The organism is Neobacillus novalis NBRC 102450, assembly GCF_001591805.1.
Taxonomy (GTDB): domain Bacteria; phylum Bacillota; class Bacilli; order Bacillales; family Cytobacillaceae; genus Neobacillus; species Neobacillus novalis.
Window position 1 is genome coordinate 1 of the sequence record NZ_BCVP01000046.1, and the last position, 22,340, is coordinate 22,340.

Annotated in this window: 31 protein-coding genes and 1 riboswitch; of the genes, 19 read left to right on the forward strand and 12 right to left on the reverse strand. The window is 38.1% G+C overall.

What is annotated here, in order from left to right:
- Nucleotides 1–457 precede the first annotated feature (457 nt).
- Complete coding sequence (locus tag BANVL01_RS23495) at nucleotides 458–1,453, forward strand: hypothetical protein (RefSeq protein WP_066082736.1); 996 nt, start codon at nucleotides 458–460, stop codon at nucleotides 1,451–1,453.
- A gap of 31 nt (nucleotides 1,454–1,484) precedes the next feature.
- A complete protein-coding gene (locus tag BANVL01_RS23500) occupies nucleotides 1,485–1,730 on the forward strand; it encodes a helix-turn-helix domain-containing protein (RefSeq protein ID WP_235845736.1) in 246 nt (81 codons plus the stop codon).
- 306 nt (nucleotides 1,731–2,036) lie between these two features.
- Here the strand turns inward: BANVL01_RS23500 and BANVL01_RS23505 are convergent, their stop codons facing one another.
- Entirely contained in the window at nucleotides 2,037–2,819 is a 783-nt protein-coding gene (locus tag BANVL01_RS23505) for a GNAT family N-acetyltransferase (protein WP_066082740.1), read from the reverse strand.
- A 214-nt stretch (nucleotides 2,820–3,033) separates the two neighbouring features.
- On the opposite strand from BANVL01_RS23505, the gene BANVL01_RS23510 reads away from it, so the two are divergent.
- The 5 genes from BANVL01_RS23510 (at nucleotide 3,034) to BANVL01_RS23530 (ending at nucleotide 5,609) form a co-directional block, all read left to right on the forward strand.
- On the forward strand, nucleotides 3,034–3,654 hold the full coding sequence (locus BANVL01_RS23510) for a DUF4352 domain-containing protein (RefSeq protein ID WP_066082742.1): 621 nt from the start codon (nucleotides 3,034–3,036) through the stop codon (nucleotides 3,652–3,654).
- Nucleotides 3,655–3,801: 147 nt separating this feature from the next.
- Complete coding sequence (locus BANVL01_RS23515; protein ID WP_066082744.1) at nucleotides 3,802–4,398, forward strand: helix-turn-helix domain-containing protein; 597 nt, start codon at nucleotides 3,802–3,804, stop codon at nucleotides 4,396–4,398.
- A gap of 103 nt (nucleotides 4,399–4,501) precedes the next feature.
- Nucleotides 4,502–4,705: a hypothetical protein gene (locus tag BANVL01_RS23520; RefSeq protein WP_066082746.1), complete on the forward strand. Its 204-nt coding sequence runs from the start codon at nucleotides 4,502–4,504 to the stop codon at nucleotides 4,703–4,705.
- A gap of 105 nt (nucleotides 4,706–4,810) precedes the next feature.
- A complete protein-coding gene (locus BANVL01_RS23525) occupies nucleotides 4,811–5,032 on the forward strand; it encodes a YdbC family protein (protein WP_066082748.1) in 222 nt (73 codons plus the stop codon).
- Nucleotides 5,033–5,267: 235 nt separating this feature from the next.
- A complete protein-coding gene (locus tag BANVL01_RS23530) occupies nucleotides 5,268–5,609 on the forward strand; it encodes a zinc ribbon domain-containing protein YjdM (RefSeq protein ID WP_066082749.1) in 342 nt (113 codons plus the stop codon).
- 217 nt (nucleotides 5,610–5,826) lie between these two features.
- Here BANVL01_RS23530 and BANVL01_RS23540 read toward each other — a convergent pair whose 3' ends face one another.
- The 5 genes from BANVL01_RS23540 to BANVL01_RS23560 are packed head-to-tail and all read right to left on the reverse strand — an operon-like array spanning nucleotide 5,827 to nucleotide 9,408.
- A complete protein-coding gene (locus BANVL01_RS23540) occupies nucleotides 5,827–6,609 on the reverse strand; it encodes a TatD family hydrolase (RefSeq protein WP_369689619.1) in 783 nt (260 codons plus the stop codon).
- Nucleotides 6,606–7,346, reverse strand: coding sequence for an ABC transporter ATP-binding protein (locus tag BANVL01_RS23545; protein ID WP_156482400.1), 741 nt, complete (start codon nucleotides 7,344–7,346; stop codon nucleotides 6,606–6,608). The genes BANVL01_RS23540 and BANVL01_RS23545 overlap by 4 nt, the downstream gene beginning before the upstream one ends.
- A gap of 2 nt (nucleotides 7,347–7,348) precedes the next feature.
- A complete protein-coding gene (locus BANVL01_RS23550) occupies nucleotides 7,349–8,110 on the reverse strand; it encodes an ABC transporter permease (protein WP_066082758.1) in 762 nt (253 codons plus the stop codon).
- The gene (locus BANVL01_RS23555) at nucleotides 8,110–8,400 is read right to left on the reverse strand and encodes a thiamine-binding protein (RefSeq protein ID WP_066082760.1); all 291 of its coding nucleotides are present in this window, start codon (nucleotides 8,398–8,400) and stop codon (nucleotides 8,110–8,112) included. The genes BANVL01_RS23550 and BANVL01_RS23555 overlap by 1 nt, the downstream gene beginning before the upstream one ends.
- 12 nt (nucleotides 8,401–8,412) lie before the next feature.
- Nucleotides 8,413–9,408, reverse strand: coding sequence for an ABC transporter substrate-binding protein (locus BANVL01_RS23560; RefSeq protein WP_066082762.1), 996 nt, complete (start codon nucleotides 9,406–9,408; stop codon nucleotides 8,413–8,415).
- A 73-nt stretch (nucleotides 9,409–9,481) separates the two neighbouring features.
- Nucleotides 9,482–9,591: riboswitch (TPP riboswitch) on the reverse strand.
- Between the two features lie 164 nt (nucleotides 9,592–9,755).
- Between BANVL01_RS23560 and BANVL01_RS23565 the strand changes: the two genes are divergently transcribed.
- The 3 genes from BANVL01_RS23565 to BANVL01_RS23575 are packed head-to-tail and all read left to right on the forward strand — an operon-like array spanning nucleotide 9,756 to nucleotide 11,637.
- Nucleotides 9,756–10,526, forward strand: a complete 771-nt coding sequence (locus BANVL01_RS23565; protein WP_066082765.1) for an isocitrate lyase/PEP mutase family protein — start codon at nucleotides 9,756–9,758, stop codon at nucleotides 10,524–10,526.
- Nucleotides 10,527–10,548: 22 nt separating this feature from the next.
- Nucleotides 10,549–11,139: a bifunctional transcriptional activator/DNA repair enzyme AdaA gene (locus BANVL01_RS23570; RefSeq protein ID WP_066082768.1), complete on the forward strand. Its 591-nt coding sequence runs from the start codon at nucleotides 10,549–10,551 to the stop codon at nucleotides 11,137–11,139.
- Between the two features lie 15 nt (nucleotides 11,140–11,154).
- Nucleotides 11,155–11,637: a methylated-DNA--[protein]-cysteine S-methyltransferase gene (locus BANVL01_RS23575; RefSeq protein WP_066082772.1), complete on the forward strand. Its 483-nt coding sequence runs from the start codon at nucleotides 11,155–11,157 to the stop codon at nucleotides 11,635–11,637.
- 278 nt (nucleotides 11,638–11,915) lie between these two features.
- On the opposite strand, the gene BANVL01_RS23580 is transcribed toward BANVL01_RS23575, so the two are convergent.
- The gene (locus BANVL01_RS23580) at nucleotides 11,916–12,275 is read right to left on the reverse strand and encodes a GIY-YIG nuclease family protein (RefSeq protein WP_066082775.1); all 360 of its coding nucleotides are present in this window, start codon (nucleotides 12,273–12,275) and stop codon (nucleotides 11,916–11,918) included.
- Between the two features lie 35 nt (nucleotides 12,276–12,310).
- Nucleotides 12,311–12,790, reverse strand: a complete 480-nt coding sequence (locus BANVL01_RS23585) for a DUF6530 family protein (protein WP_066082777.1) — start codon at nucleotides 12,788–12,790, stop codon at nucleotides 12,311–12,313.
- A 411-nt stretch (nucleotides 12,791–13,201) separates the two neighbouring features.
- On the opposite strand from BANVL01_RS23585, the gene BANVL01_RS23590 reads away from it, so the two are divergent.
- The 8 genes from BANVL01_RS23590 to BANVL01_RS23625 all read left to right on the forward strand — a co-directional run bounded on the left by BANVL01_RS23590 (nucleotide 13,202) and on the right by BANVL01_RS23625 (nucleotide 20,063).
- On the forward strand, nucleotides 13,202–14,146 hold the full coding sequence (locus BANVL01_RS23590; RefSeq protein WP_066082781.1) for an Ig-like domain-containing domain: 945 nt from the start codon (nucleotides 13,202–13,204) through the stop codon (nucleotides 14,144–14,146).
- Nucleotides 14,147–14,150: 4 nt separating this feature from the next.
- The gene (locus BANVL01_RS23595) at nucleotides 14,151–15,164 is read left to right on the forward strand and encodes a FecCD family ABC transporter permease (protein WP_066082784.1); all 1,014 of its coding nucleotides are present in this window, start codon (nucleotides 14,151–14,153) and stop codon (nucleotides 15,162–15,164) included.
- A 2-nt stretch (nucleotides 15,165–15,166) separates the two neighbouring features.
- Nucleotides 15,167–15,976 carry an ABC transporter ATP-binding protein gene (locus tag BANVL01_RS23600; protein ID WP_066082787.1) on the forward strand — a complete coding sequence of 270 codons (810 nt, stop codon included), beginning with the start codon at nucleotides 15,167–15,169 and terminating at the stop codon, nucleotides 15,974–15,976.
- Nucleotides 15,977–16,006: 30 nt separating this feature from the next.
- Nucleotides 16,007–17,107 carry an ABC transporter substrate-binding protein gene (locus BANVL01_RS23605; protein ID WP_066082788.1) on the forward strand — a complete coding sequence of 367 codons (1,101 nt, stop codon included), beginning with the start codon at nucleotides 16,007–16,009 and terminating at the stop codon, nucleotides 17,105–17,107.
- A gap of 20 nt (nucleotides 17,108–17,127) precedes the next feature.
- The gene (locus BANVL01_RS23610) at nucleotides 17,128–17,874 is read left to right on the forward strand and encodes a hypothetical protein (RefSeq protein WP_066082790.1); all 747 of its coding nucleotides are present in this window, start codon (nucleotides 17,128–17,130) and stop codon (nucleotides 17,872–17,874) included.
- Nucleotides 17,875–17,894: 20 nt separating this feature from the next.
- On the forward strand, nucleotides 17,895–18,128 hold the full coding sequence (locus BANVL01_RS23615) for a hypothetical protein (protein ID WP_066082792.1): 234 nt from the start codon (nucleotides 17,895–17,897) through the stop codon (nucleotides 18,126–18,128).
- 22 nt (nucleotides 18,129–18,150) lie between these two features.
- Nucleotides 18,151–19,500 carry an Ig-like domain-containing protein gene (locus tag BANVL01_RS27545; protein WP_066082794.1) on the forward strand — a complete coding sequence of 450 codons (1,350 nt, stop codon included), beginning with the start codon at nucleotides 18,151–18,153 and terminating at the stop codon, nucleotides 19,498–19,500.
- Nucleotides 19,501–19,721: 221 nt separating this feature from the next.
- Entirely contained in the window at nucleotides 19,722–20,063 is a 342-nt protein-coding gene (locus tag BANVL01_RS23625) for a zinc ribbon domain-containing protein YjdM (protein ID WP_066082795.1), read from the forward strand.
- 76 nt (nucleotides 20,064–20,139) lie between these two features.
- Here the strand turns inward: BANVL01_RS23625 and BANVL01_RS23630 are convergent, their stop codons facing one another.
- The 3 genes from BANVL01_RS23630 to BANVL01_RS23640 form a co-directional block, all read right to left on the reverse strand.
- Nucleotides 20,140–20,430: a hypothetical protein gene (locus BANVL01_RS23630; protein WP_066082798.1), complete on the reverse strand. Its 291-nt coding sequence runs from the start codon at nucleotides 20,428–20,430 to the stop codon at nucleotides 20,140–20,142.
- A gap of 109 nt (nucleotides 20,431–20,539) precedes the next feature.
- Nucleotides 20,540–20,833, reverse strand: a complete 294-nt coding sequence (locus tag BANVL01_RS23635) for an RNA polymerase alpha subunit C-terminal domain-containing protein (RefSeq protein ID WP_066082800.1) — start codon at nucleotides 20,831–20,833, stop codon at nucleotides 20,540–20,542.
- Nucleotides 20,834–20,914: 81 nt separating this feature from the next.
- Nucleotides 20,915–21,097, reverse strand: a complete 183-nt coding sequence (locus BANVL01_RS23640) for an SE1832 family protein (protein WP_066082801.1) — start codon at nucleotides 21,095–21,097, stop codon at nucleotides 20,915–20,917.
- A 167-nt stretch (nucleotides 21,098–21,264) separates the two neighbouring features.
- Between BANVL01_RS23640 and BANVL01_RS23645 the strand changes: the two genes are divergently transcribed.
- Complete coding sequence (locus BANVL01_RS23645; protein WP_066082803.1) at nucleotides 21,265–21,705, forward strand: YaiI/YqxD family protein; 441 nt, start codon at nucleotides 21,265–21,267, stop codon at nucleotides 21,703–21,705.
- 70 nt (nucleotides 21,706–21,775) lie between these two features.
- Here BANVL01_RS23645 and BANVL01_RS23650 read toward each other — a convergent pair whose 3' ends face one another.
- Entirely contained in the window at nucleotides 21,776–22,216 is a 441-nt protein-coding gene (locus tag BANVL01_RS23650; RefSeq protein WP_066082806.1) for a YtoQ family protein, read from the reverse strand.
- Nucleotides 22,217–22,340 lie beyond the last annotated feature (124 nt).

The window sequence follows — 22,340 nt, forward strand, 5'->3', positions numbered from 1 at the left end:
CTGGGTAGCTTATAAGGGCTATAAGCGACCGAAGCCGAGGGATTAGTGGGAGCAGGGTAGCGTATAAGGGCTATAAGCGACCGAAACCGGGGGATTAGTGGAGGTTGAGTAGCTTATAAAGGGTATAAGCGACCGAAGCCGAGGGATTAGTGGAAGCTAGGTAGCTTATAAGGGGTAAAAGCGACCGAGGCCGAGGGATTAGTGGAAGTTGGGTAGCTTATAAAGGCTAGAAGCGGCTAAAACCGTCAGACACCGTATTCTAAAGTGATGAAGGACAAATCTGATAAGGGAACAGGAGAAAAAGTCCTTCATAAAGGTGATGAAAAAAAACTCTTAAGGGAACTAAAGGTACCTTTTCCTATTTACAATCCTTTCCACCTTTGATATCCTTAAATCGTAAGTAATATGTGGTAAGTAATAAGTAGTAAGTGGATACCATGAACCAGGGGGGACGTTTATGAAGGAACTCAGTTTTGCGCAAAACTTTTCCATAATAGCACTCAACGCCCAGGATAGTCTTCATTTAACGAACGCAAAGAAGGTATTTTTGCGTTGTATGGCTGCTGCAACGATTTTAGAATTATATTTGGATAACGGCTTTAGAACGGATGGTGATTTCCTGACATTCAAAAGGGAGGATTTGCGGTCTCCAGCAATTACGACGTATCAAGAATCTGTTTTAAAAACTCTTCTTGGTAAAAATGAAATATTAAGTGAACTGCTACCCCACTATCTCATGAAAGTTACCAAACTTTCCAAAAAGGTGTTGAAAGAGGTGGAGAACGCTTTTGCTGTTTCTTTGACTGAAGCAAATGCTTTGGAAGAAATTCCAGCCCTGCTTGGATGTGATTTGGAATATGTTACAGCTGGTATCTCAATGAAGGAATACCGCAGTAATTCAGAGGTTTTTTCAAGATTGACGGAAAGCCTTCGTGCTGAGACATTAGAAACTGGAGCAATGACAGACGAAGCCATCCTAATGCTTTGGTTGCTAAGGGAAAGTGGTTGTATTCATGACTTCTTCTCAAAAGATGAATTGAAACGGGTTGCGGAGCGCATCTATGAATTACTGGGCAGCAGCTCGTTGGCTAAACAGGTTTTCCCGATTACTATTCATAAAACCATTGAAATGGGAATAAAGAATTTTTTAAAGATAAAAAAGGAAGTTATGTCCACCCCTTCAGGTTCGGGACTCAATTTTGTTTTTCCTGTTATTGAACGATCCCAATCTATTTTTATTGATACGGAAGAGTTCTTTGCCAATAAAGCGGAGCGTTTACGGGATGTAAAAGCGAGGCTGGAAAGTAAAGGTCATATCTTTACAGTGATACGTGAAGGCGAAGTACCCCTTATCAAGATTGATAATGTCCTATATGAAGCCGTACCTTCAGCTAAGCTATATCAAATACCTGTTCATGGTGTCCGGTTAAGAAAATATCCACTATCCTTATAACAGGGGGGAGAAAATGTCCCGTCAACGTTCGATGGAAAAAATATTAGCTTCCGAATTTGTCTCTATTGGAGAACTGGTCCGTCTTAGTGGAAGTCGTTACAGTACCCTAAAATTCTATACTGAGGAAGGGATGCTTCCTTTTAAACAGGAACAAGAAAACCTAACCAGACGGTTCCCCAGAGAAGAAGCATTAGCCAAAGTCAAAGAAATACAGGATTTAAAAAAACAGGGACGCAGTATTCCGGAAATAAAAGAAAGACTAGCTAAAAAAATGTGAGGAAATAATATTAGTAGTGCCTGACACCCATAGGGTGTCAGGCACCTTTTTGCTTTTATTTACATTTTATCCGAACTATTTACTCATCCTCCGTATATGCTTCAACAGTGGTATCTCTGCACTCCCAACATTCGGTTCTGTTCCTCTCCATTATTGATAATTCCTTTCCACAAGAAATGCAAATATCCATAGGTAAAGATTCCCCTTTCTTATGAAAATGTTTTATAAATATATGTGTAAACCGAACCAATTATGCTGCTTAAATAATGATGGGACGAGGGGACTGGCATCTCATCCCATTAATCATCAGCGATACATTGTCCACATTCCAATATCCTTAAAGCCAAGTCGCTTATAAATACGGCCTGCTGCAGGATTATCGTAAAAAAGACAAAGTGTTTTTCCTTCGTCTAGGACATCCTTAAATAACTTTTGCATGATGGCAGTTGCGAGCCCCTTACGGCGATATTCCTTCCGAGTACAGACGCCAACAATCATCGCCGACATCGAATTTTCTGCTGTTGTTGACACACAGGAAGTAATGACATCATTTTCAGCGGTATAATAGGTTCTTGCTGTGTTGGATTCCATCGCCTGAACAAGTATATCGCGTGCATCACTTCTTATTTGAAATTCTTCAATCGAGCTGCGGAGTGCAATGATTTTGTCGACATCCTCGATATTAGCCTTTTTATACTCGACATCTTCCGCTCTCAGGCATTCATCCATAAGACATTCTGCAAAGAAGGTCACTTGTTTCTTACCGAGTATAAGGTCACCTGTGGCTTCGAATTTCTCTACTATTTCGGACTTCCCGGATAAGGAAACAGGCTGGTTGTACTTTTTCATGATAGAAATGAAACCACTCGTATCAAATTCTCCTATGGCATATGGAATAAATGATTGATGAAACCTTAGAAGAACAGCTTTCATTGTATTCTGTTCATCAAACTCTGCCCAAATTTCTTGATAATCTGAAGAGTATCCGAAGGTTTCTAGATCCCCAATGATAAATAGATTAATAGATGGCTCCTCACTTAAAAAAGCGATCACCTGATGATGATCTTGGTCGGTTAGTTTTCTAATCACGTCCAATTCCCCCCTTGCTTTTTACCTAGAGTAAACACAAAATACAAAGAATTCAATACTTTTTTGCTATTAAACTTGTTAAAACTTTTTCGAATAAATAATGATGCCGACAAAGTAAAATACTTAATAAAACATAAAATATTGACCAGGACAATAAAATATCGTAAGATTAACTTATTGACTAAGACAATAAATGTACGAGGAGGATTGAAAGATGAAGAAAATAGGCAAAATTATCATGATAGTGGTTGGGGTAATTATCGTTCTTGGGGTAATTGGTTCGATGCTTGATGGGGGAGAAGAAAAGTCGGACAAAACATCGAAAGAAGCAGCAACAACAACAACTAAAACTACATCTGAAACAAAGAATAAACAGACAAATGAAACGAAACAATCAGAAAAGCCAAAAGTGAAGGCATTTGTGGTCGGAGATATAGTGAAAACGGGCAAGCTTGGATACAAGGTTTTAAATGTTGAGACGACAAAGGAAATCAAATCTGATAATCAATTTATTGAATCCGTAAAGACTGAGGGCCAGTTTGTTGTTATTGATCTAGAAGCGTTTAATTATGATAAAAAAGCTAGAATGGTAGATAGCAATATGTTCAAAATTAAGGATGACCAGGGCAGAGAATTTGAGCCAACGAGCGATTCGAATGTCATGATGGTGGTAAAAGGTGCAATGGATTTCTTCTTGCAAGATATTAATCCAGGACTATCAAAGAAGGGCAAGTTAGTCTTTGAATTGCCACAGGATGCTGCTAGTTATTCCTTAGAAGTTTCAAGTGGGTTTGGCTGGGCTGGTGGAGAGTACGAAGAAATCAACTTGAAATAGTGTCAGGCTTGTAGAGGCAGAGGTGATTTAATACCTTCTGCCTCTTTTTCATAGAAGAAAGAGTTATCCCTACATTGTAAAGGTCAACTAAAATATGGTAAAATAAAGACAAATTGACCGAGACAATAGTCAGTGGGGGGTGAGCGAATGATTGGCCTCGAGTATATTCTCAACATGTATCAAATGCAGCACATAGACTTAGCTGACAAGCTAGGGATCAAGAAACAAAATATTAATATGTGGATCAAAGGGAAGCAAAACATTCCGAAAAAATATTTGCCAGTATTAGAAGAAATGTTTGAAATAACTGCTGCTTATTTTTCAAAAGAATTAACAGACCTTGATAAGCTGGAGATTCAAAAGGAAAAATTGAAGCGAGATTTAAAACCTGTAGTTGAAAATCATCGCTTACAGTTTGTATTGGATAAAGAAGCGGACTATTTAGTGGCTGTACCTGTATACAATCAAGAAGAAATGAACACCATGGAGCGTTCGATTGAAAAAGCAAAGCTTATCGAACGGTTTAAAGCGGCAATAGAAATTGTAGACGAAAATACTTATATGGATACAATCGCACTAATCGTTGAGCTTCTCGAGAAAAAACAACACGAAGCGATTCTACAGAAAACCATCAAGGCATTAGGGCGTTATTTGGAAGTGCGTCCAGATTGGATTAATAGTGACCCTGATCAAGAGGAATTTGAATCAGCGATTTTTGAGGTTTTAGATGACCATAATTATTAGGAACACTGGAAGAATACGTCTGCTTTATATTCGTGACACCCTTCTTCCAAAACTTATGCCCAGTGAAAATAGAGTGCCAATTGAACCTTAAGGAGATACTCGTATGAAATTCGGAATGAGAAAGCCAAGCTTGAAGAAAAGAATTTCAGCTAGAACAAGCATTAAAAGACAGATTGTTCATAGAGCAGGATTAAAAATGCCCAGGGGTTATGGATGGCTAAGAAATCCTAAGAAGTATGCCTATAACAAAGTTTATAATCGAACAACATTTGATATTTTTAAACTGATTAAAAAACTATTTAAATAAAGGCAGAAAGGATGAAAGGAATGAGCATAAATCAACCACAATCTCATTACACCTATGCTGATTATCTTAAATCTCCACTACCTAATCTGATGGAGGCAAATAGCAATGGCAGAAATCAAATTTGAAATAAAAGAAACCATGGGGACGTTATCACAGTCCCCTAAAGGCTGGAACAAAGAACTGAATCTAATTAGTTGGAATGGAAAAGAGGCAAAATACGATTTGCGCGATTGGGCACCTGAGCATGAGAAAATGGGGAAGGGTGTTACGTTGAACATTGATGAGTTAAGGTCTTTGAGAGATTTGTTGAATGGGATGGAATTGTAAATACAAGGGGACAGGCTCCTTGTCTCTGCAAAATAGTGCCTGATCTCAGATGCGTAAAATCTTTAACGCACTGGAGGTCAGGCACCTTTTTTTCTGACGGGCTTGTCCATATATCGATACTATGCCAATATATAAGCATAGTAAGAACTCCCTAATAATATTCCAATTCGCTATCGTAATCGACGTAAATCTCGATTTTCAGGAATATACCGGGATGAATGGAGGAAACATCGATATGTCTAATTTACCAAATTGTCCAAAATGCAATTCAGAATACACGTATGAGGATGGAAGTTTTTTTGTTTGCCCAGAATGTGCCCATGAGTGGGCATTAGAGTTAGAAACTGTAAATAATGAGGATCAAAAGGTATACAAAGATGCAAATGGGAATGTTTTAACCGATGGTGATTCTGTGACAGTAATCAAGGACCTAAAAGTGAAAGGCAGCTCATCAGTTTTAAAAGTAGGTACGAAAGTTAAAAATATCCGTTTAGTTGATGGGGATCACAATATTGATTGCAAAATTGAAGGTTTTGGCGCAATGAAATTAAAATCTGAATTTGTTAAAAAGGTTTAAATGATGTAGTGCATTAGCGGTGGCTGCCCCCAAGTGTATAGCGAACAGTGCCAGTCACTGTTCGCTACCCCATTGTTTTCTAATGCTCGTCTTGCTGGTGCCGAGAGTAATAAAAAGAAATCCATGATTTGGTTTGCGCTCGTGCTCACAAGTCGGACAGGTTGGCCAAAGAGAAAAGCTGCGGGTGAGTCCCTGCCACTTACTTTCTTTCTATTCTTTAAATTGAAAAGAAATGTTTAGAATTATAAAAAATGTGATGAAATACCTCATCTATTGAAAGCTTCTTGATTTTGGATATGTTTTTAATAGATTCTTTCATCATTGAAGGATGGGTCATCTTTCCAGTGAAAGGTCCTTCAAAAGGCCATGGACCATCTGTTTCGACCATGATTTGCTGAAGTGGATAGGATTGAACGAGCTGCTGAATTTCCTCCTCATACAAAACATCGGGCGTGACAGAAATATAGTAGCCGTTTTCGGCCATTCGCAGGATCGTTTTGGAATCACCTTTGAACCAATGGAAATGGGCTTTTGGAACGGAGTATCTCTCCAAAAGATCACAAACGATCGGTGCATCTTCATAAACAGCATGAAGGACGATAGGTTTTTCTACTTCCATACTTAGTTTAATAAATGCTTCTAAAAGTTCAATGTATTGGCTACGTTGAAGAGTCGTTAGTTTTTGTTCTTTTCCTAAATAATAAGGAAGCCCTACTTCACCAACTGCGACCATGTCATTTTGATGGCTCTTGATCCAACTGAAAAGTTCAGCCATTTGTTTTTCCGTAGGGGGAGTTTGTTCAGGATGATAGCCGAAAGCTGGCTTAACCATCGAGTATCTTTTGGCAAGATCCTTATTTTTCTTACTCGATTCTAAATCGAAAGAAACGGATATTAGTGCTTCTAAGGATGAGTCCCTTTCAATGATATCTTTTATTTCTTCATCGTTGTAATGATCCAAATGAATATGCACATCAATCATTTTTAACAACGTAATCACTCTCCTGTTTTTTTAAGAGAATAGTAAATTTTCCTTTTCCATTCTAAGAACTCGTCTTCTAGAAATAGACTTTCCTCTCTTGGACGTGAAAAAGGAACGTGAAATTCGGCTGCCACCTGAGATGGTTTATTGGATAAAACAATAATTCGGTCAGATAGAAATAATGCTTCTTCAATATTATGTGTCACGAAAAGGATGGTTCTTCGATGTTCTTCCCAAATTGATAATAGCCATTTTTGCATATCAAGTCGTGTTAATTCATCTAAGGCTGAAAAAGGTTCGTCCAAGCAAATGATGGATTGAGGACTTAATAATGCTCGAATAAAGGAAGCCCTTTGTTTCATACCACCTGATAATTCATGAGGATAGGCATTTTCATAACCCGCAAGTCCAGCGATATCGATCATTTCTAATGCTTCTTCTTTTTCTTTTTTTCCTTGAAGCTCTTGCCCAAGCAATACATTTTCGACAATCGTTCTCCAAGGAAGGAGAGAAGGGGTTTGTGGCATATAGCTTATAAACCCCCGTTTTCCGTTAATGACTTGATGATCTAAGTGAATGGTTCCTTGATCTGGTGAGAGGATTCCTCCGATAAGACTGAAAATAGTACTTTTCCCGCTGCCAGATGGACCAAGAATCGAGACAAACTCATTCTTTTCTACAGTGAATGCGAGATTTTTGATGACTTCATTCTTATCAAATTGCTTAGAAATATTTGAAACCGTAAGATGACTCACTTTCATTTCGCCCCTTTCAACTGCCACCGAACGAGCCAGCGTTCAATCAGAACGATAATAGAAAAAAATAATAAACTTAATGCCACAATAGCAAATATGGCTACAAAAACTCTATCTGTACGGAAGGATGAGGAGGCCAGCGTCATATAAACACCGATCCCATCCTTCGCACCAAGCCATTCGGAAATCACTGCACCCATGACACTATAGGTAGCGGAAATTTTTAAACCTGAAAATAGAGAAGGAAGGGCATAGGGAAGCTCTAGCTTCCAAAATAATTGCTTATTCGATGCCCCTGCCATAATCATGTAATGCTTTAACTCATTGGAAGTTTGCTTAAAGCCATCTAATGCGGCAACGGTGATGGGAAAAAAGCAAACGAGAGTGATGACGATCATTTTTGGTAATAATCCAAAGCCAAACCAAATCACTAAAAGAGGAGCTAGGACGATAATAGGAATGTTTTGTGAGATGATTAGCAACGGATAAATCGATTCCCGAATGAAAGGGAGCAAGTGCAATAGAATTGCTGTAAGTAACCCAATTACTAAACCTAAGGCAAATCCGAGTAAGGATAATTTGATCGTTGACAATAAATCTGGATAAAAGTTAGCCCAACCATTGAAACCCTCATAAAATATTTTTGTCGGAGTGGGTAAAAGCCAATCCGGAACTCTAGATTTAATCGCAACCGTTTCCCAACCAATGAATAAAAGGAGGAGAACCAATAACGGTCTCCACCCTTTCGCTATGACTTTCATCATTATCTATATTTCTCCGTAAGCTGATCCATGGAGATGCCTGATGGCTGGTACAATACTTTTATTTGGGAGATAACGTTACTGCTGCCCATCTCTATCATGCGATCATTCATTTTCGTGATCACCTGCAGCAATTGCTGTAAATCGCCTTCCATGGTGGTTTCAAGAGGATGTACCTCGAATTTTACCCCAGACTCTTGAATCACTCGTATTGCTTCATCTACATATGGAATAACACTTTCGCCATTTTTGGTTTTTGGTATGATTTGAATACTGATCAGTGAATTTGTCATTTCATTATCCCCTTATTGTGGTAAAAATTGATTTGTAAATGCTTTTTTAGCGTCAAGCTTTTTCTCTAGAAGTCCATTGTCAAACATCCATGTAGCATAATTTTCCCATACTTTTTGTTTTTGCTCGCCCCATCTTGGTGCATCATCTTGATATTTAGTGGCAAGCCATTCTTGACTTTTTTTAACAAGCTTTGGATCCAGGTCTGGCACTGCCTTAATTAAAATGTCGGCAGCATCGGATGGATGTTTAATTGCAAATTCATACCCTTTGGAAGCAGCTTTTACAAAAGCTTTTACTGTATCAGGGTTTTCTTTTATCATGTTTTCATTCGTTGCGAGAACTGGTGTGTAATAATCGAGTTTATCAGAGTAGTCTGTTAGATATACCATATTGAGCTTTTCTCCACGTAACTCTGCTTCAACACCGGTCCAGGCATAATAAATCCATGCGAAATCGATGTCTCGTTTCACAGCTGTAAAGAATTCAGTATCTCCCATATTGACAATCGAAACTTTATTTACATCGGCATTTTCTTTTTTCATTAAGGAAGAAATAACCGATTTTTCAACAGGTGAGCCCCAGCCACCGTATGTTTTACCTGCAAAGTCCTTTGGTGAAACAATGTTTTTTGAAGCTGGTGAGGCAAAACCAGATGTATTGTGTTGAATAACGGCCGCTATAGAAACAAGAGGAACGCCCTGAATCCGTGCTTGTGTGATCGATTCTTGATAGCTGACGCCAAACTCTGATTTACCTGAAGCCACAAGCTGATCTGCTCCAGCATCACCTGGCATAATGATGTCTACATCTAATCCTTCATCTTTAAAATAGCCTTTTTCTTTTGCCACATATAAACCGGTATGATTCGTGTTTGGTGTCCAATCGAGTACGACAGATACTTTTTTCAGAGAGTGCTTGTCTTTCTCTTTCGATTCTGATGCTGAATTCGAATTGTTACAGCCCGCAATCATGAATAATGAACATAATGCGATTACCCACTTCTTCATTCCTATTCCTCCTATGTACATAATAAAAGCGCCCTAGGGGAGAACCCAGGGCGCATATAAGCAAACAATTTTATTTGTTTAAGAATATGTTCCCTCCGCTGGTATCATCCAGATCAGGTTCTAAGAGTCAACATCTTAAGGATGCTATCTCAACCAGCAACACCGGTCCCCCTACAATTCTAGCTATTAAATTATATTCCAAACAAATTATAACAGAAACCTTTATTTTGACCAGTACAAATTATGGTAATTGGGTAGAAAGGGAGACCATAAAGGCAAGAATGAGGACGAAATGATTGTAGTTACTTGGTAAAATGACTTCAAATAAATGATTTGGAGGAGTTAGAATGAGTAAAATACAGGAATTTAATGAACTGCATACATCGAAGGATATCCTTTTTTTAGGAAACGCTTGGGATTTGTTATCCGCTTTAACATTAGAGAAAGCAGGATTTAAAGCGATTGGAACGACGAGTCGGGGAATTGCGAATTCGCTTGGATTTGACGATGGTGAATTAATTGATTTTGAAAGACATCTTGGCATCATCAAAACCATTGCTGATAATGTGAACATACCTGTCTCTGCTGATATTGAGGCAGGCTATGGTGAAAGCACAGAAGAGATTGTTGATAATGTATTAAGAACAGCAGCCGTTGGAGTTGCGGGAATCAATATTGAAGATTCATTCAAAAAGCAAAAAGGGTTAAGAACAATCTCTGAGTTCTGTAACCTTTTAGCAAAAATTAGAAGCGCTTTAGATAGTAATGGTTATAAACATTTTTATATTAACGCTAGAACGGATACTTATTTTCAAAGGGAAAACCCTTTATTAGAAACCATTGATCGAGCCAAGGCCTATGTGGAGAGTGGTGCAAATGGAATATTTGTCCCTGGATTGGCCGACCATGATGAGATAAAGATAATTACGTTGAATGTAAGTGCCCCACTTAATTTATTATCTTTGCCTGGACTAACGAATTGTAATAAGCTAAGAGAATTAGGAGTGAAACGATTTAGCTTCGGAAATGCACTATCTGACAAATATATGGCCTTTTTAGAAAAGAATGCCGAGCAATTAGTAATGTCTAGAGATACTTCACATTTATATGAAGACTAAACGAGAAAGGACGGAGATAATAATGGCGGCTGGTATCAATCTTTCTTTCGAAGAAATGTGGGAGAAAATCATTGTTTGTGACAGTAAATATGATGGGTTATTTTATACTGCAGTGAAAACGACCAAGATATTCTGCCGCCCTTCTTGTAGATCAAGAAAGCCGAAAAAAATAAACGTGGAATTCTATCATGACATTAATGAAGTGGAAAAATCCGGTTTTCGGGCATGTAAAAGATGTCAGCCAAAATCAGATCAATCCCCGCATATTGAACTTGTAAGAAATGTCATAGCCTTCTTAGTAAATCATTATCATCAAAAGCTGGAATTACAGGATATTGCTAATCATGTTGGTGTAAGTTCCTATTATCTTGAACGGTTATTTAAGCAGGAAACTTCCGAAACTCCGCGCAGCTATCTGGAAAAAATCCGAGTGGATAAAGCGGCACATCTTCTGACAAGCACAGATCGATCGAACCTTGAGATTTGCTATGAAGTTGGATTCCAAAGTCCTTCTAATTTCTATAAGGTGTTTCGCAGCATAAAACATTGCTCACCGAGTGAATATCGAAAGTTGAAAAGTAATGAAAATAATCAATCAAGGCTCATCGATTGATATGGAGGTTTTTAGATGGAGCAACTACATAAATTAGATTATGAATCACCAATTGGAGTAATCGAGATATTGGGAACAACCGAGGGAGTCTGTTCAATTATGTTCTCTGAGAGGGAGCAAGCAGAAAATAGTAAGCAGGTCGAGACTCCTAAAGTATTAGTGGAGTGTTTTGAACAATTGGATGAATATTTTAAAGGGGTGCGTCAAGAATTTACATTCCCCTACAACTTTGAAGGAACCAACTTTCAAAAAACAGTGTGGAACGCGTTAACGGAAATAGCCTATGCGGAAACGGGATCCTACAAAGATATTGCTGTTTCGATTGGAAATGAAAAGGCAATCAGGGCAGTTGGGAGTGCAAATGGAAAAAACAAGTTAAGTATCGTGATTCCATGTCATCGGATTATTGGTTCAAATGGAAAATTAACCGGATATGCTGGTGGATTGTGGCGAAAGGAATGGCTGCTTGAACATGAAAAAACGTTTAAAAGTATCTAAGCTGGCAGAAAAAAAGCCTGCCGGCTGTAGTTCCTAAGGAAGTACAGCTTTGCTTATAAATTAAACCATTTTTAGTTATTTTATCCTTCTGTATTTCCAAAGGTTTCCCAAATTGTTTATAGATCCAATCAATCATTTGGGTAGGGCCCGGTATATCGGGAAAAATAATTAGGAAAATAGCTAAAGCCCATCCAAGAATTGCGTAGTGAATTTTTCATCAATTAACAAATAAAAACGCTCTGAGCGTTTTTATTTGTATCTGTCTAAAGTATCCGTAGTCAATCATTTGAGGGTTTATTATAACCTCTATCGCCATAGGGTTGCATTTTCTCCAGCCACGGTTTTTTCATTTGCTTCAGTTCCCAACGCCTGTCGTTCACTTCGCTAGCATCCTTCTTTTCTAGGACTTCATAGGTAAATACGCCTGCCCCTAGTTCCTTCCAATCTTTTTGTAACTGAAAATTGGCGAACATGCCCATTTCAAGCTGCCCTTGTAAGGTAATCCACTTGTTTTTTAAGTTTGGACAGCTATCAATGTATACTTTTCCATTGGTTTTGTTCGTTATTTGGTACACTCCCATGAATATCTTAACCTGCTTGTATGCCTCTTTTAACTCCTTTCGCCTGTCCTTATCCATAGTTGTCACTCCCTTCGCAGTCAATAAATGTTTATTTAATAGCCCATCTCTTTTAAAATTCTTGATAAGATACGTAATCGTTCACCTAGTAGTTCGTCATCATCACTAAGAGCTTGGCTAAATAATTTTATATCCTCATCAATTTTTTCATTGTCCGTACATACTTCTACTGTCATGGCGTCACCCTGTATACCGACTCGATCGATAATAGGGTTTTCGGTATCGTAAAGTTTTTCATAACGATATGCCTCGCGAAAATGCTGTTGTGTTCTGCAAACGAGAATCGCAAGGTCAATGACACGATGCAGTGGTAATTCCTCAGACTGTCGAGACCATTTTTCCCCTGTGTGTCTCCACACTTTAGCTGAAATATCAACCTTTCCTCGGTCATTCCACTGAGCCAATCCTAATGAAAGACCTTTGGCATCTGTATGATAAGCATTTCTGCCGTCCACATTTTCATAATTATCGGAAACAATAACTGGTTTATGTTTTAAAGTAGTTGGAATCTTCATTATTTAACCCCTTGTCATATTTACTGATTTAGTAAATTAGTAAATTACTAATTAAAATTTATCACTTTCAAATAAAAAAGTAAATTTTTGGGACAGGCTCCTTGTCCCGAATATAAGAACTATGGTTAGAATTTTCAAACGGCAGATTTTAGAGCAGAAGAACATTTGGGCTGAACAAGACGATTAAACTTTTTGTTTCTCTTAAAATTTACTGAACAAAAATAAAGGAAATAATTGTCGATTATCGAATATTTATTAATAAAACTTAACAATAACTAACAAAACTAAACAATAACCAATAAAACTAAATAAAAAGGAACTTTTATCACAGCTAGGAAAGGATTCCTTTTTTATAATGATTTATGGGAAATGGTGGTTTTTATGTGTATAAGGAGGAATGAGTGAGATTTTATGAGAGATAAAAATAGGTTTCTTTCAAAAACTAAATTACTATTTTTCATCATTGTATTATCAAGTTTCATAATGGGACAAACTGCTTTTGCAGAAGGTGACGGTACTGGCGGCGGAAAGAGTGAACCATTGACATTGGTGTCAGCCTCTATAAATGATGGTGCGACTGGTGTTTCCTTGAAACCGGAAATCAAACTTACTTTTAGTAAAAATATTGTCAATATGTCTGTAAATGAAAGTAACAAGAATTGCTTTTCACTGCTCACCGCAAGCGGAACAGCGATCCCAATCAATCTAGTCCTTGCAGACGATCAAATTGACTTTGAAAAAAGAAACGATGCGATTATTACACCAAAAGCTAACCTTGAACAAGGGACAACCTATTCTGTCGTAGTTAGCTCCACCCTAAAGGCAAAAAGCGGCGTGACAACAGGGAAGGAAATTAGACTTACCTTTACAACGGAAGGAACAAAAGCGGCACCTTCCAATAATAATAATAATAACCCTTCAAAAACAACGCCAAAACCTGAAACTCCAGCTCCAAAGGGCGAGACAACAACAAAACCGGAATCAGTCAAACCAAAAGTTGAAAATACGCCAAAAGCTGATAGCAAAAAGAATGAAAACACAACTAGTAAAGTGGTTGAGAAAGCGCCTACAGAACAAAATACAGCGGAAACACAAACTAAAACAACTGAAGATACCCCGGCGGTTGAAGAACAACCCCATGAAGATACTGCTAAGCAAGAGACAGTGGTTAGCGCTGCTGAACCAGAGAATGTTACACCTTATGTAGCGGCCACAACTACTAATAAGGAAAAAGTTGAAACACAATCCAGCAATAGTAATACATTTATTTATATTTTAGTAAGTTCCCTGATCGTAATAATTGCCGCGATTAGTATTTACTTAAGAAAGAAACGAGTAAAATCTGTTTCTAGGTAAGCAGGTGGAAAAAATAAAGAAGTCGGTATTTTTAATAAGTTTAATAGCAGGGCCAATCATTTGTATTTTCTTGTCACTGTTATTAGGAAGATATCCGCTAGATGCAGCGACTGTTTTTACAGTGATCTTCCATAAACTTGGCATCACTAGTGCTAGTTCAGCAGATATGGCTACATCAATCGTCCTGGATATTCGGCTGCCACGGGCACTATTAGGTGCGTTAGTAGGGGCAAGCCTTGCAGCAAGTGGAGCTGCCTTCCAAGGGGTGTTCCGCAATCCACTAGTTAGCTCCAGTATATTAGGTGTTAGCCCTGGTGCAGGATTTGGTGCGGCCCTCGCGATATTACTTTTTAATAATAGTTTCATGATTTATGTGTTTGCCTTTGGATTTGGCGTTTTAGCTGTCTTTCTAAGCTATTTCATTGGCAGGACCTATAATACGACACCTGCTGTCATGCTTGTACTCGGTGGAACCATTGTATCATCGGTCTTTTCAGCGCTCATTTCATTGGTGAAATATTGGGCTGATCCCTATGATCAATTGCCGAAAATCACCTTTTGGTTAATGGGAAGTTTAGCCTCAGCGAGCTACAAGGATATTATGATTGCTGGGGCACCAATGTTAGTGGGGATTTTCGGATTAATGGCAATCCGCTGGCGGATCAATATTTTATCAATGGGTGACAAAGAGGCTAAAGCGTTAGGAGTGAATCTGGGACTTTTGAAAGGGATATTAATTTCCTCAGCGACGTTAGCTACTGCAGGGGCTGTATGTGTTAGCGGCGTAATTGGCTGGGTCGGATTAATCATTCCACACATAAGCAGAATGCTCGTAGGTAATGACAATCGGTTACTCATCCCAACTAGTTTATCGATCGGGGCATGTTATTTAGTCATTGTCGACAATGTATCGCGGATTTTAACAGGTTCTGAAATACCATTAGGGATTTTAACGGCTATCATTGGTGCACCATTCTTTGTTTATCTGTTAAAACGCAAAGCAGGAGGGTGGACATAGTTATGTCAGTCCTAAAAGTAGAAAATCTAAGCTTTGACTATGGTAAGAGCAAAATATTTAATCAAATCAGCTTCGATTTGGAAACTAGTGGAATATTTTGCTTATTTGGGCCTAACGGCTGCGGTAAATCGACGTTAATCGAATGTATTTTAGGTTCGTTAAAACCATCTGAAGGCAACATTCTATTAAACAATCAATCCGTTAGTTTGTTTAAACCTGCGGAACTGGCTAAACACATCGGCTACGTTCCGCAAAGTCATACGAAAAATTTCCCTTATAAAGTAATTGATATCGTTATTATGGGACGAGCTGCTTACACTGGTACTTTTTCTGCTCCTTCTGCTGAAGATCTTGCCATCGCAGAATCAGCATTAGAAACTTTAGGCTTAATCCATTTAAAGGATAAACCCTATACACAATTAAGCGGCGGTCAAACACAGCTAGTTATGCTGGCCCGGGCACTGACGCAGGAAACTCCGATTATATTGATGGATGAACCAACAGCACACTTGGACTTCCGGCATGAGTTAATTATTTTAGAAACAATTGTTAAGTTGATTAAAGAGAAAAACATTTCGATTATTATGGCAACCCATTTTCCTAATCATGCCTTCTATTTTGAAAATAGCGGGATCAACACGAAGGTTGCGTTAATGAATAATCATGTTTTTGAAGCAATCGGAAACCCAACTGAAGTCTTAACGGAAGCGAACATGCTTAATACTTTCCAAATTCATTCGAAATTAATTTCTAGCAAGACCACAGAAAACAAAGTGGTGAAAGGATTGATTCCAATTGAAGCTGCAAGATAATTCATATCAAAAGAGGTGATCAGTACTAGGATGCGACCAAAAAAATATCTATTTACTCTTGTTATATTGCTTTTGTTAATAGCATTAACGGGCTGTTCACTTAACAGTAACGCTGCAATCACAAATACCACTATAAGTAACGATAACAGCAAAATAACCGTCATTGATTATATGGGCCGAGAGGTTGCTGTTCCGAAAAAAGTAGATCGAATTGCTTGTTTATATGCGTATACAGGACATGTTGTCACGATGTTAGGCGAAGGGAATAAAATGGTAGCGGTTAATAATGGATTAAAGCGCGATACCTTATTACTTGATATGATCCCTGCTATTAATGATGCTTCTGTAACAAATCGCGGTGACAAAATTAATATCGAAGAGCTAGCAAATACGAAGCCTGATTTGATATTCATTCAAGCTTCAACGGCAAAGGATGAAGGAGAAGTCAGGAAGCTGGATGAATTGAAAATTCCTTATCTTGTCGTTAACTTTAATTCAATTAAAGAGCAGCAGCAGTCCATTACAATGATTGGTCAAGCCCTTGGAAAATCGGAGAAAGCGGAGAAATTCAATCGTTTTTACAATGAAATAATAGCAGAGGTTTCGGAGAAAGTGAAAGATATTCCCGTTAAGGATCGAGTGCGAGTCTATCATTCTGTCATGGAAGCTACTAGAACGGATCCAGCCGACTCATTACCTGCGGAATGGATCAAGGTTGCCGGGGGCGTCAACGTTTCAGTTGGAGAAAATTTAAGGTTAATTGAGAAAAAATATTTTGCAAGTTTAGAACAGATTTTACTATGGGATCCAGATGTCATACTTGTGAACCAAGATGGGGTTGCCGACTATATTCTTGAAAGTTCGCAGTGGCAAACATTAAAGTCTGTAAAAACTAAAAAAGTGTATCAGTTACCGAATGGTGTCTCACGGTGGGGCCATCCTGGTGGTTTAGAAACGCCGCTTGCGATTCTTTGGACGGCGAAAACCTTGTATCCGAATAAATTTGCAGATACAAATATGGAAGAAATAACGGCAAAATTTTATCAAGAGTTTTTCGATTATAAACTAACACCAGATTTACTTGAAAAAATTCTATCTGGTAAAGATATGCGCACACCTAAAGGAAACTAAATTTGAAAAGAGGGAATGAAATGAAAATCTTCTTATGTATTGATGATACGGATAATATCGATAGCAAAGGAACGGGGTCAATTGCCGGTGAGATTGCGGCATTAATAGAAACGAAGGGCTGGGGGGCGTGTCAAAGTATTACCCGCCATCAATTACTTGTTCATCCCGATGTTCCATATACATCCCATAATAGTTCCATGTGTTTCACTGCCGATTTACATAGTGACCACTTAGAAGAAACAATTGAGGCTGCTATTAAAGTTTTAGAAACTGAAAGCGCTGAAGGCTCTGACCCAGGGCTTTGTGTGTTCGTTCCCGAACGGTTAACACAGCATCAACATCAAGAATTGATTAATTATGGATTAAAAGCAAAACGCGAGGTATTAACAAAAGCAGAAGCCTATCATCTAGCCGAAACTCTATCAATCCATTTATCAGAACATGGTGGAACTGGACAAGGTGTTATTGGAGCATTGGCCGGTGTCGGTTTGAGATTATCAGGCAATGATGGACGCTTTAAGGGAAATCACAAGCTGAATTCGAGTGAACAGGTTGTCACAGTAAAGAAAATACTTGAAGGAACGACCCTTGATGTCGTTAGAACTCAAGCTGGACTAGTCCTAGATGACGGAGAAGAGGTAACTTTAGGTGACAAATTAAAAAGTGTTTTCCTAAATCATCAATCCGCGCTTTTAGTAGAGTCTGTTGAAGTCGATGGAAGATATAAGTGGCAGCCGTGTTCCGGCAGTACACTAAAACAATATTAATGATGTTGATAGAGGTATCTATGACAAATATTTTTTTGAGAATCCAAAATGGGGTCAAATTGTTTTCTGGAAATGCGGATAGTTTAGAAGTGTTTAATTCGACGGTTTCACTAGCGGAAAACTGCGCAGCTTTTCAAATGGATGTCGAAGATGAGATTGTTTATGAAAATAAAACCACTTGCTACAATTGCCGCTATCGTCGTTGGAATTCTGAGGGATTTAGTTGTTACAAGGACTTTCCTAATATTAAATAAATGATTTATGGAGGATTACCGAATGAACATGAACAACCATTTTTTTAAAGCATTATTTGCTGGGATACTTTCTTTAGTTCTAGTATTCAGCACGTTTGCATCAGTACTAGCTGCCGGTGGCGGCGGAGGTGGAGGTGGCACTGGTGGCGGCGATGGTGGAGGAGTAGATCCAATAGCTTTTGAAGGTGCGTATCTTACAACCATTTCAGGAAATGTTTCGACAACAGGTGAAAATATTAATGGCAGCAGTAATGTTGATGTTAATCCAACTATTAAACTTGTATTTAATAAGAATGTAGTAAGTGCAACCGTTTGGGAAATTAACAGCCAAGCATTTACACTAGCTAATTCGGGCGGACAAACACTAGCGATTAATATTAGCAAAATTCCTGATGAAGGAGACAATGCGAATCCTAATGAAAAACGGAATATATTTGTTAGCCCTGTTGCTGCTTTGATTCCTGGAGAAACGTATACTTTAACAATTAAGGCCTCCCTAACAGCGAACAATACTAGTACATTAGGACACAAAGAAACAATTACGTTTACAGTTAAAACAGATTCTACACCACCAGTGTTAATCATTAACACACCAGTAGATTTAACTATAACAAATAAAGAGAAAATAGTAGTTTCAGGTTCTACAGAAATTGGCAGTGTCGTTAAAATAAATAACACGGAAGTACCAGTTAATGGAGAAGGCTTTTTTAATCATGAGGTTACCCTTTTAGCTGGTTTAAATAAAATCGAAATCACAGCTACGGATGCTGCTGGTAATACAAAAACAGTAACTATAAATATTACCTATCAAAAAGATGAACAACCTGTCCTAAAAGGCTGGGTGCCAAGCGATGGAAAGTGGTATTACTATGATCCTCAAACAGGGGCGATGAAAACGGGCTGGCTATTTGATAAGAACAAGTGGTATTACTTGCAAAAGAACGGTGAAATGAAAACCGGGTGGTTATTAGACACTGGCAAATGGTACTACCTTGATTCAAGCGGTGCGATGAAAACAGGTTGGGTAAAACTTAGTTCCACTTGGTATTACTTAGAAAAAAATGGTGCGATGAAGACCGGTTGGTTATTAATCGGTGGGAAATGGTATTACCTAAATACAAACGGTGTGATGAAAACTGGCTGGATTAAATCTGGTTCTACTTGGTATTACTTAGAAAATAGTGGTGCAATGAAGACAGGTTGGTTGTTAACTGGCGAGAAATGGTATTACTTGGATAACAAGGGTGCAATGAAAACGGGGTGGGTACAAGTAGGAACAAAATGGTACTACCTGTATGCAAGCGGGCAAATGGCCGCAAACACAACTATTCAAGGGTATATGCTAGATTCAAATGGTGCGTGGATAAAATAAATTTGTGAAAGAATACTGGTGCCTGACCCCCGGTGAGTTATCACTTTAACGCACTGGAGGTCAGGTACCTTTTTTTCTGACGGGCTTGTCCATATATGAATACTATGCCAATATATAAGCATATCAAGAACTACTCCCTAATAAAATTCCAATTCGCTATCGTAAACGACGTAAATTTCGATATTCAGGAATATACAGGGATGAATGGAGGAAACAACGATATGTCTAATTTGCCAAATTGTCCAAAATGTAATTCAGAATACACGTATGAGGATGGAAGTCTTTTTGTTTGCCCAGAATGTGCCCATGAGTGGGCTTTAGACTTAGAAACTGAAAATAATGAAGATCAAAAAGTATTCAAAGATGCAAATGGAAATGTTTTAACCGATGGGGATTCTGTGACAGTAATCAAGGATTTGAAAGTGAAAGGCAGCTCATCCGTTTTAAAAGTAGGTACGAAAGTTAAAAATATCCGTTTAGTTGATGGGGATCACGATATTGATTGCAAAATAGAAGGTTTTGGTGCAATGAAATTAAAATCAGAATTTGTTAAAAAGGCTTAAATGATGTAGTGCATGAGCGGTGCCTGATCCCCAATGCAATAAAGTATTATCGCAACAGGGGGTTCAGGCAGCTTTTTCAATATAACTTCACGAATTTTTCATGTTCCTGAATAACAAGACGGATAAATTTTTCTTTCTCATCTTCGTTGCTTTTGAGAATCTTTACATTTTCAGGCTTGCTTAAGAAACGTTTAACCTTCTTATTATGCCAAATAATATAATTATATCGATAATCATTATTCAATTGGGAAAACCATTCCTCTCCCATTAAATGATCAATATTTTTTTCGAGTTTTGACTTTGAGGTAGGAATAATCGATTGCAAAAGACTACTAAGTAACTCAACAATAAAATCACTAATCAGCATCACTATTACCCCTTCTCATTACACTTTCATGGGAGACTGGAAAGGAACATTGTCTTGTGTTTTAGAAGTAAAATCTTTGCTGTGGGCATCACGACATTAAGGCAGGGTTTTAGCTTCTGAATGATAATCCATTTTCCTGCAAAGCAGATCTAAGTTTAGGTAACGAAGCAGGGCCCATACCGTGAAATTGCAAAATTTCTTTTTCGCTATATTTTGATAGCTCCTGTAAAGAAGTGATTCCATTGTTTTCTAATGCTCGTCTTGCTGGTGCCGAGAGTAATGAAAGAAATCCATGATTTGGTTTGCGCTCTTGCTCACAAGTCGGACAGGTTGGACAATCGCTGCTTTTATAATAGGTGTGTCCTTTGTTGCAAGTTCTTAAATCCTTTTCCGAGGGTGCCATTTGAAATATCCCCTTTTCTTATGAAATTGGCAAAATTACTTAATCTTCGGCTCGCCATAACTTATCTCCGCCTTTTTAAAATTACAATTCCTTTTTTCGCAAAGTTTCGTTAAGTGAATGGAGTTCAGTCTCGATGGCTGCTAACTGTTTTTCTAGAGGAGATAGATTCCCTTTTACATTCTCCAATTTTTCTAAGTCATTCTGCAAGCGAACATATTCATATTTTAATTCGCAAATTTTATATTCAATTTCTTTTTTATCCATCTTTATTCTCCCTCGTCACTTTTGTAAGTTAAAATGATTATACCATTTAAAAAACGTGCAAAATGAAGAATCCGTTTCCCAAGCTCTAATGGGGGCAATTTTTTGACAAATGTAAAATTTTTCAATAGTATCATTAACAATTCGATGTATTTACAGGAGAGATAAAAATGAAAATTTATGTTGATGCAGATGCTTGTCCAGTAAAAGATATTATTATCTCAGAAGGAACGAATGCGGCAATTCCTGTCATACTTGTTACGAGCTTTTCACATTTTTCTACTGCTGAACAGCCATCAGGTGTGGAAACCATTTATGTTGATTCTGGAGCAGACGCTGCGGATTATCGGATTATGAAGTTAGCGATAAGAGGAGATATCATTGTTACGCAAGATTATGGACTTGCCTCGCTAGGTTTAGCAAAAGGGTGCAGGGTCCTCCATCATAAAGGCTTTACCTATACAAATGAAAACATTGATCAATTATTACAAACACGTTATTTAAGTGCCATGGCTCGAAAAAGCGGGAAGCGGACAAAGGGGCCAAAGCCTTTTACATCAGAAGATAGGGATCAATTTAGGGAGCTTTTTAAAAAAGCCATTTCTCACTAAACATAATACGATGTGAAAAATTGGAGGAACAGATGGGCTATAACCAAAGGTGGCCTAGCCCCATGGATTCCTATTTAAAAATATAACTTATTACCTCTATTGCTTGCTCAACCGTTTCTACAGTTACATTTGCTTTATTAGAAAGTTCTTTTAACGGATGAATTAACGAGTTCGGCCTTATGATAATAGTAGGTTTATTCATTGCGATTGCTGTGCTGGTGTCCATTGCAGTATTCCATTGTTTATACTTCTCGCCAAATAAGGCGATAACTATATCTGATTTCTGCATTAATACCTGTGTTCTGAAATTGTTTATATCGGAAGCTGCGTCATCCTTATATAGATTTCCGGGCTGTGTTCCCAGAATTTCTTCGCCGATATTGTCTGAACGTTCGTGGTTTGTTTGCGGTGCGACAAATACTAACGGCAGATTTTTTTCCTTTGCCTTTTTCTCCACTTCGTCTCGCCAATTATCATGAATCTGTCCAGCCAAATAAACGGTTAATTCCATCATAACCCCTCCAATATTTATTTGTTCTATCCCTATACTAATAAATTTTTAAAAGTTTTCAAAGGAATTGTACTTTTACAAACGGTTAAACTTGGGGACCTCGTCGAATATGAAAGCCATGATT

What these genes read in the sequence shown, in the direction of transcription:
- BANVL01_RS23495 (WP_066082736.1), top strand. Translation starts at nt 458, where the DNA reads ATGAAGGAACTCAGTTTTGCGCAAAACTTTTCCATAATAGCACTCAAC.
- BANVL01_RS23500 (WP_235845736.1), top strand. Translation starts at nt 1,485, where the DNA reads ATGGAAAAAATATTAGCTTCCGAATTTGTCTCTATTGGAGAACTGGTC.
- BANVL01_RS23510 (WP_066082742.1), top strand. Translation starts at nt 3,034, where the DNA reads ATGAAGAAAATAGGCAAAATTATCATGATAGTGGTTGGGGTAATTATC.
- BANVL01_RS23515 (WP_066082744.1), top strand. Translation starts at nt 3,802, where the DNA reads ATGATTGGCCTCGAGTATATTCTCAACATGTATCAAATGCAGCACATA.
- BANVL01_RS23520 (WP_066082746.1), top strand. Translation starts at nt 4,502, where the DNA reads ATGAAATTCGGAATGAGAAAGCCAAGCTTGAAGAAAAGAATTTCAGCT.
- BANVL01_RS23525 (WP_066082748.1), top strand. Translation starts at nt 4,811, where the DNA reads ATGGCAGAAATCAAATTTGAAATAAAAGAAACCATGGGGACGTTATCA.
- BANVL01_RS23530 (WP_066082749.1), top strand. Translation starts at nt 5,268, where the DNA reads ATGTCTAATTTACCAAATTGTCCAAAATGCAATTCAGAATACACGTAT.
- BANVL01_RS23550 (WP_066082758.1), bottom strand. Translation starts at nt 8,110, where the DNA reads ATGATGAAAGTCATAGCGAAAGGGTGGAGACCGTTATTGGTTCTCCTC.
- BANVL01_RS23555 (WP_066082760.1), bottom strand. Translation starts at nt 8,400, where the DNA reads ATGACAAATTCACTGATCAGTATTCAAATCATACCAAAAACCAAAAAT.
- BANVL01_RS23560 (WP_066082762.1), bottom strand. Translation starts at nt 9,408, where the DNA reads ATGAAGAAGTGGGTAATCGCATTATGTTCATTATTCATGATTGCGGGC.
- BANVL01_RS23565 (WP_066082765.1), top strand. Translation starts at nt 9,756, where the DNA reads ATGAGTAAAATACAGGAATTTAATGAACTGCATACATCGAAGGATATC.
- BANVL01_RS23570 (WP_066082768.1), top strand. Translation starts at nt 10,549, where the DNA reads ATGGCGGCTGGTATCAATCTTTCTTTCGAAGAAATGTGGGAGAAAATC.
- BANVL01_RS23575 (WP_066082772.1), top strand. Translation starts at nt 11,155, where the DNA reads ATGGAGCAACTACATAAATTAGATTATGAATCACCAATTGGAGTAATC.
- BANVL01_RS23580 (WP_066082775.1), bottom strand. Translation starts at nt 12,275, where the DNA reads ATGGATAAGGACAGGCGAAAGGAGTTAAAAGAGGCATACAAGCAGGTT.
- BANVL01_RS23585 (WP_066082777.1), bottom strand. Translation starts at nt 12,790, where the DNA reads ATGAAGATTCCAACTACTTTAAAACATAAACCAGTTATTGTTTCCGAT.
- BANVL01_RS23590 (WP_066082781.1), top strand. Translation starts at nt 13,202, where the DNA reads ATGAGAGATAAAAATAGGTTTCTTTCAAAAACTAAATTACTATTTTTC.
- BANVL01_RS23600 (WP_066082787.1), top strand. Translation starts at nt 15,167, where the DNA reads ATGTCAGTCCTAAAAGTAGAAAATCTAAGCTTTGACTATGGTAAGAGC.
- BANVL01_RS23605 (WP_066082788.1), top strand. Translation starts at nt 16,007, where the DNA reads ATGCGACCAAAAAAATATCTATTTACTCTTGTTATATTGCTTTTGTTA.
- BANVL01_RS23610 (WP_066082790.1), top strand. Translation starts at nt 17,128, where the DNA reads ATGAAAATCTTCTTATGTATTGATGATACGGATAATATCGATAGCAAA.
- BANVL01_RS23615 (WP_066082792.1), top strand. Translation starts at nt 17,895, where the DNA reads ATGACAAATATTTTTTTGAGAATCCAAAATGGGGTCAAATTGTTTTCT.
- BANVL01_RS27545 (WP_066082794.1), top strand. Translation starts at nt 18,151, where the DNA reads ATGAACATGAACAACCATTTTTTTAAAGCATTATTTGCTGGGATACTT.
- BANVL01_RS23625 (WP_066082795.1), top strand. Translation starts at nt 19,722, where the DNA reads ATGTCTAATTTGCCAAATTGTCCAAAATGTAATTCAGAATACACGTAT.
- BANVL01_RS23630 (WP_066082798.1), bottom strand. Translation starts at nt 20,430, where the DNA reads ATGCTGATTAGTGATTTTATTGTTGAGTTACTTAGTAGTCTTTTGCAA.
- BANVL01_RS23635 (WP_066082800.1), bottom strand. Translation starts at nt 20,833, where the DNA reads ATGGCACCCTCGGAAAAGGATTTAAGAACTTGCAACAAAGGACACACC.
- BANVL01_RS23640 (WP_066082801.1), bottom strand. Translation starts at nt 21,097, where the DNA reads ATGGATAAAAAAGAAATTGAATATAAAATTTGCGAATTAAAATATGAA.
- BANVL01_RS23645 (WP_066082803.1), top strand. Translation starts at nt 21,265, where the DNA reads ATGAAAATTTATGTTGATGCAGATGCTTGTCCAGTAAAAGATATTATT.
- BANVL01_RS23650 (WP_066082806.1), bottom strand. Translation starts at nt 22,216, where the DNA reads ATGGAATTAACCGTTTATTTGGCTGGACAGATTCATGATAATTGGCGA.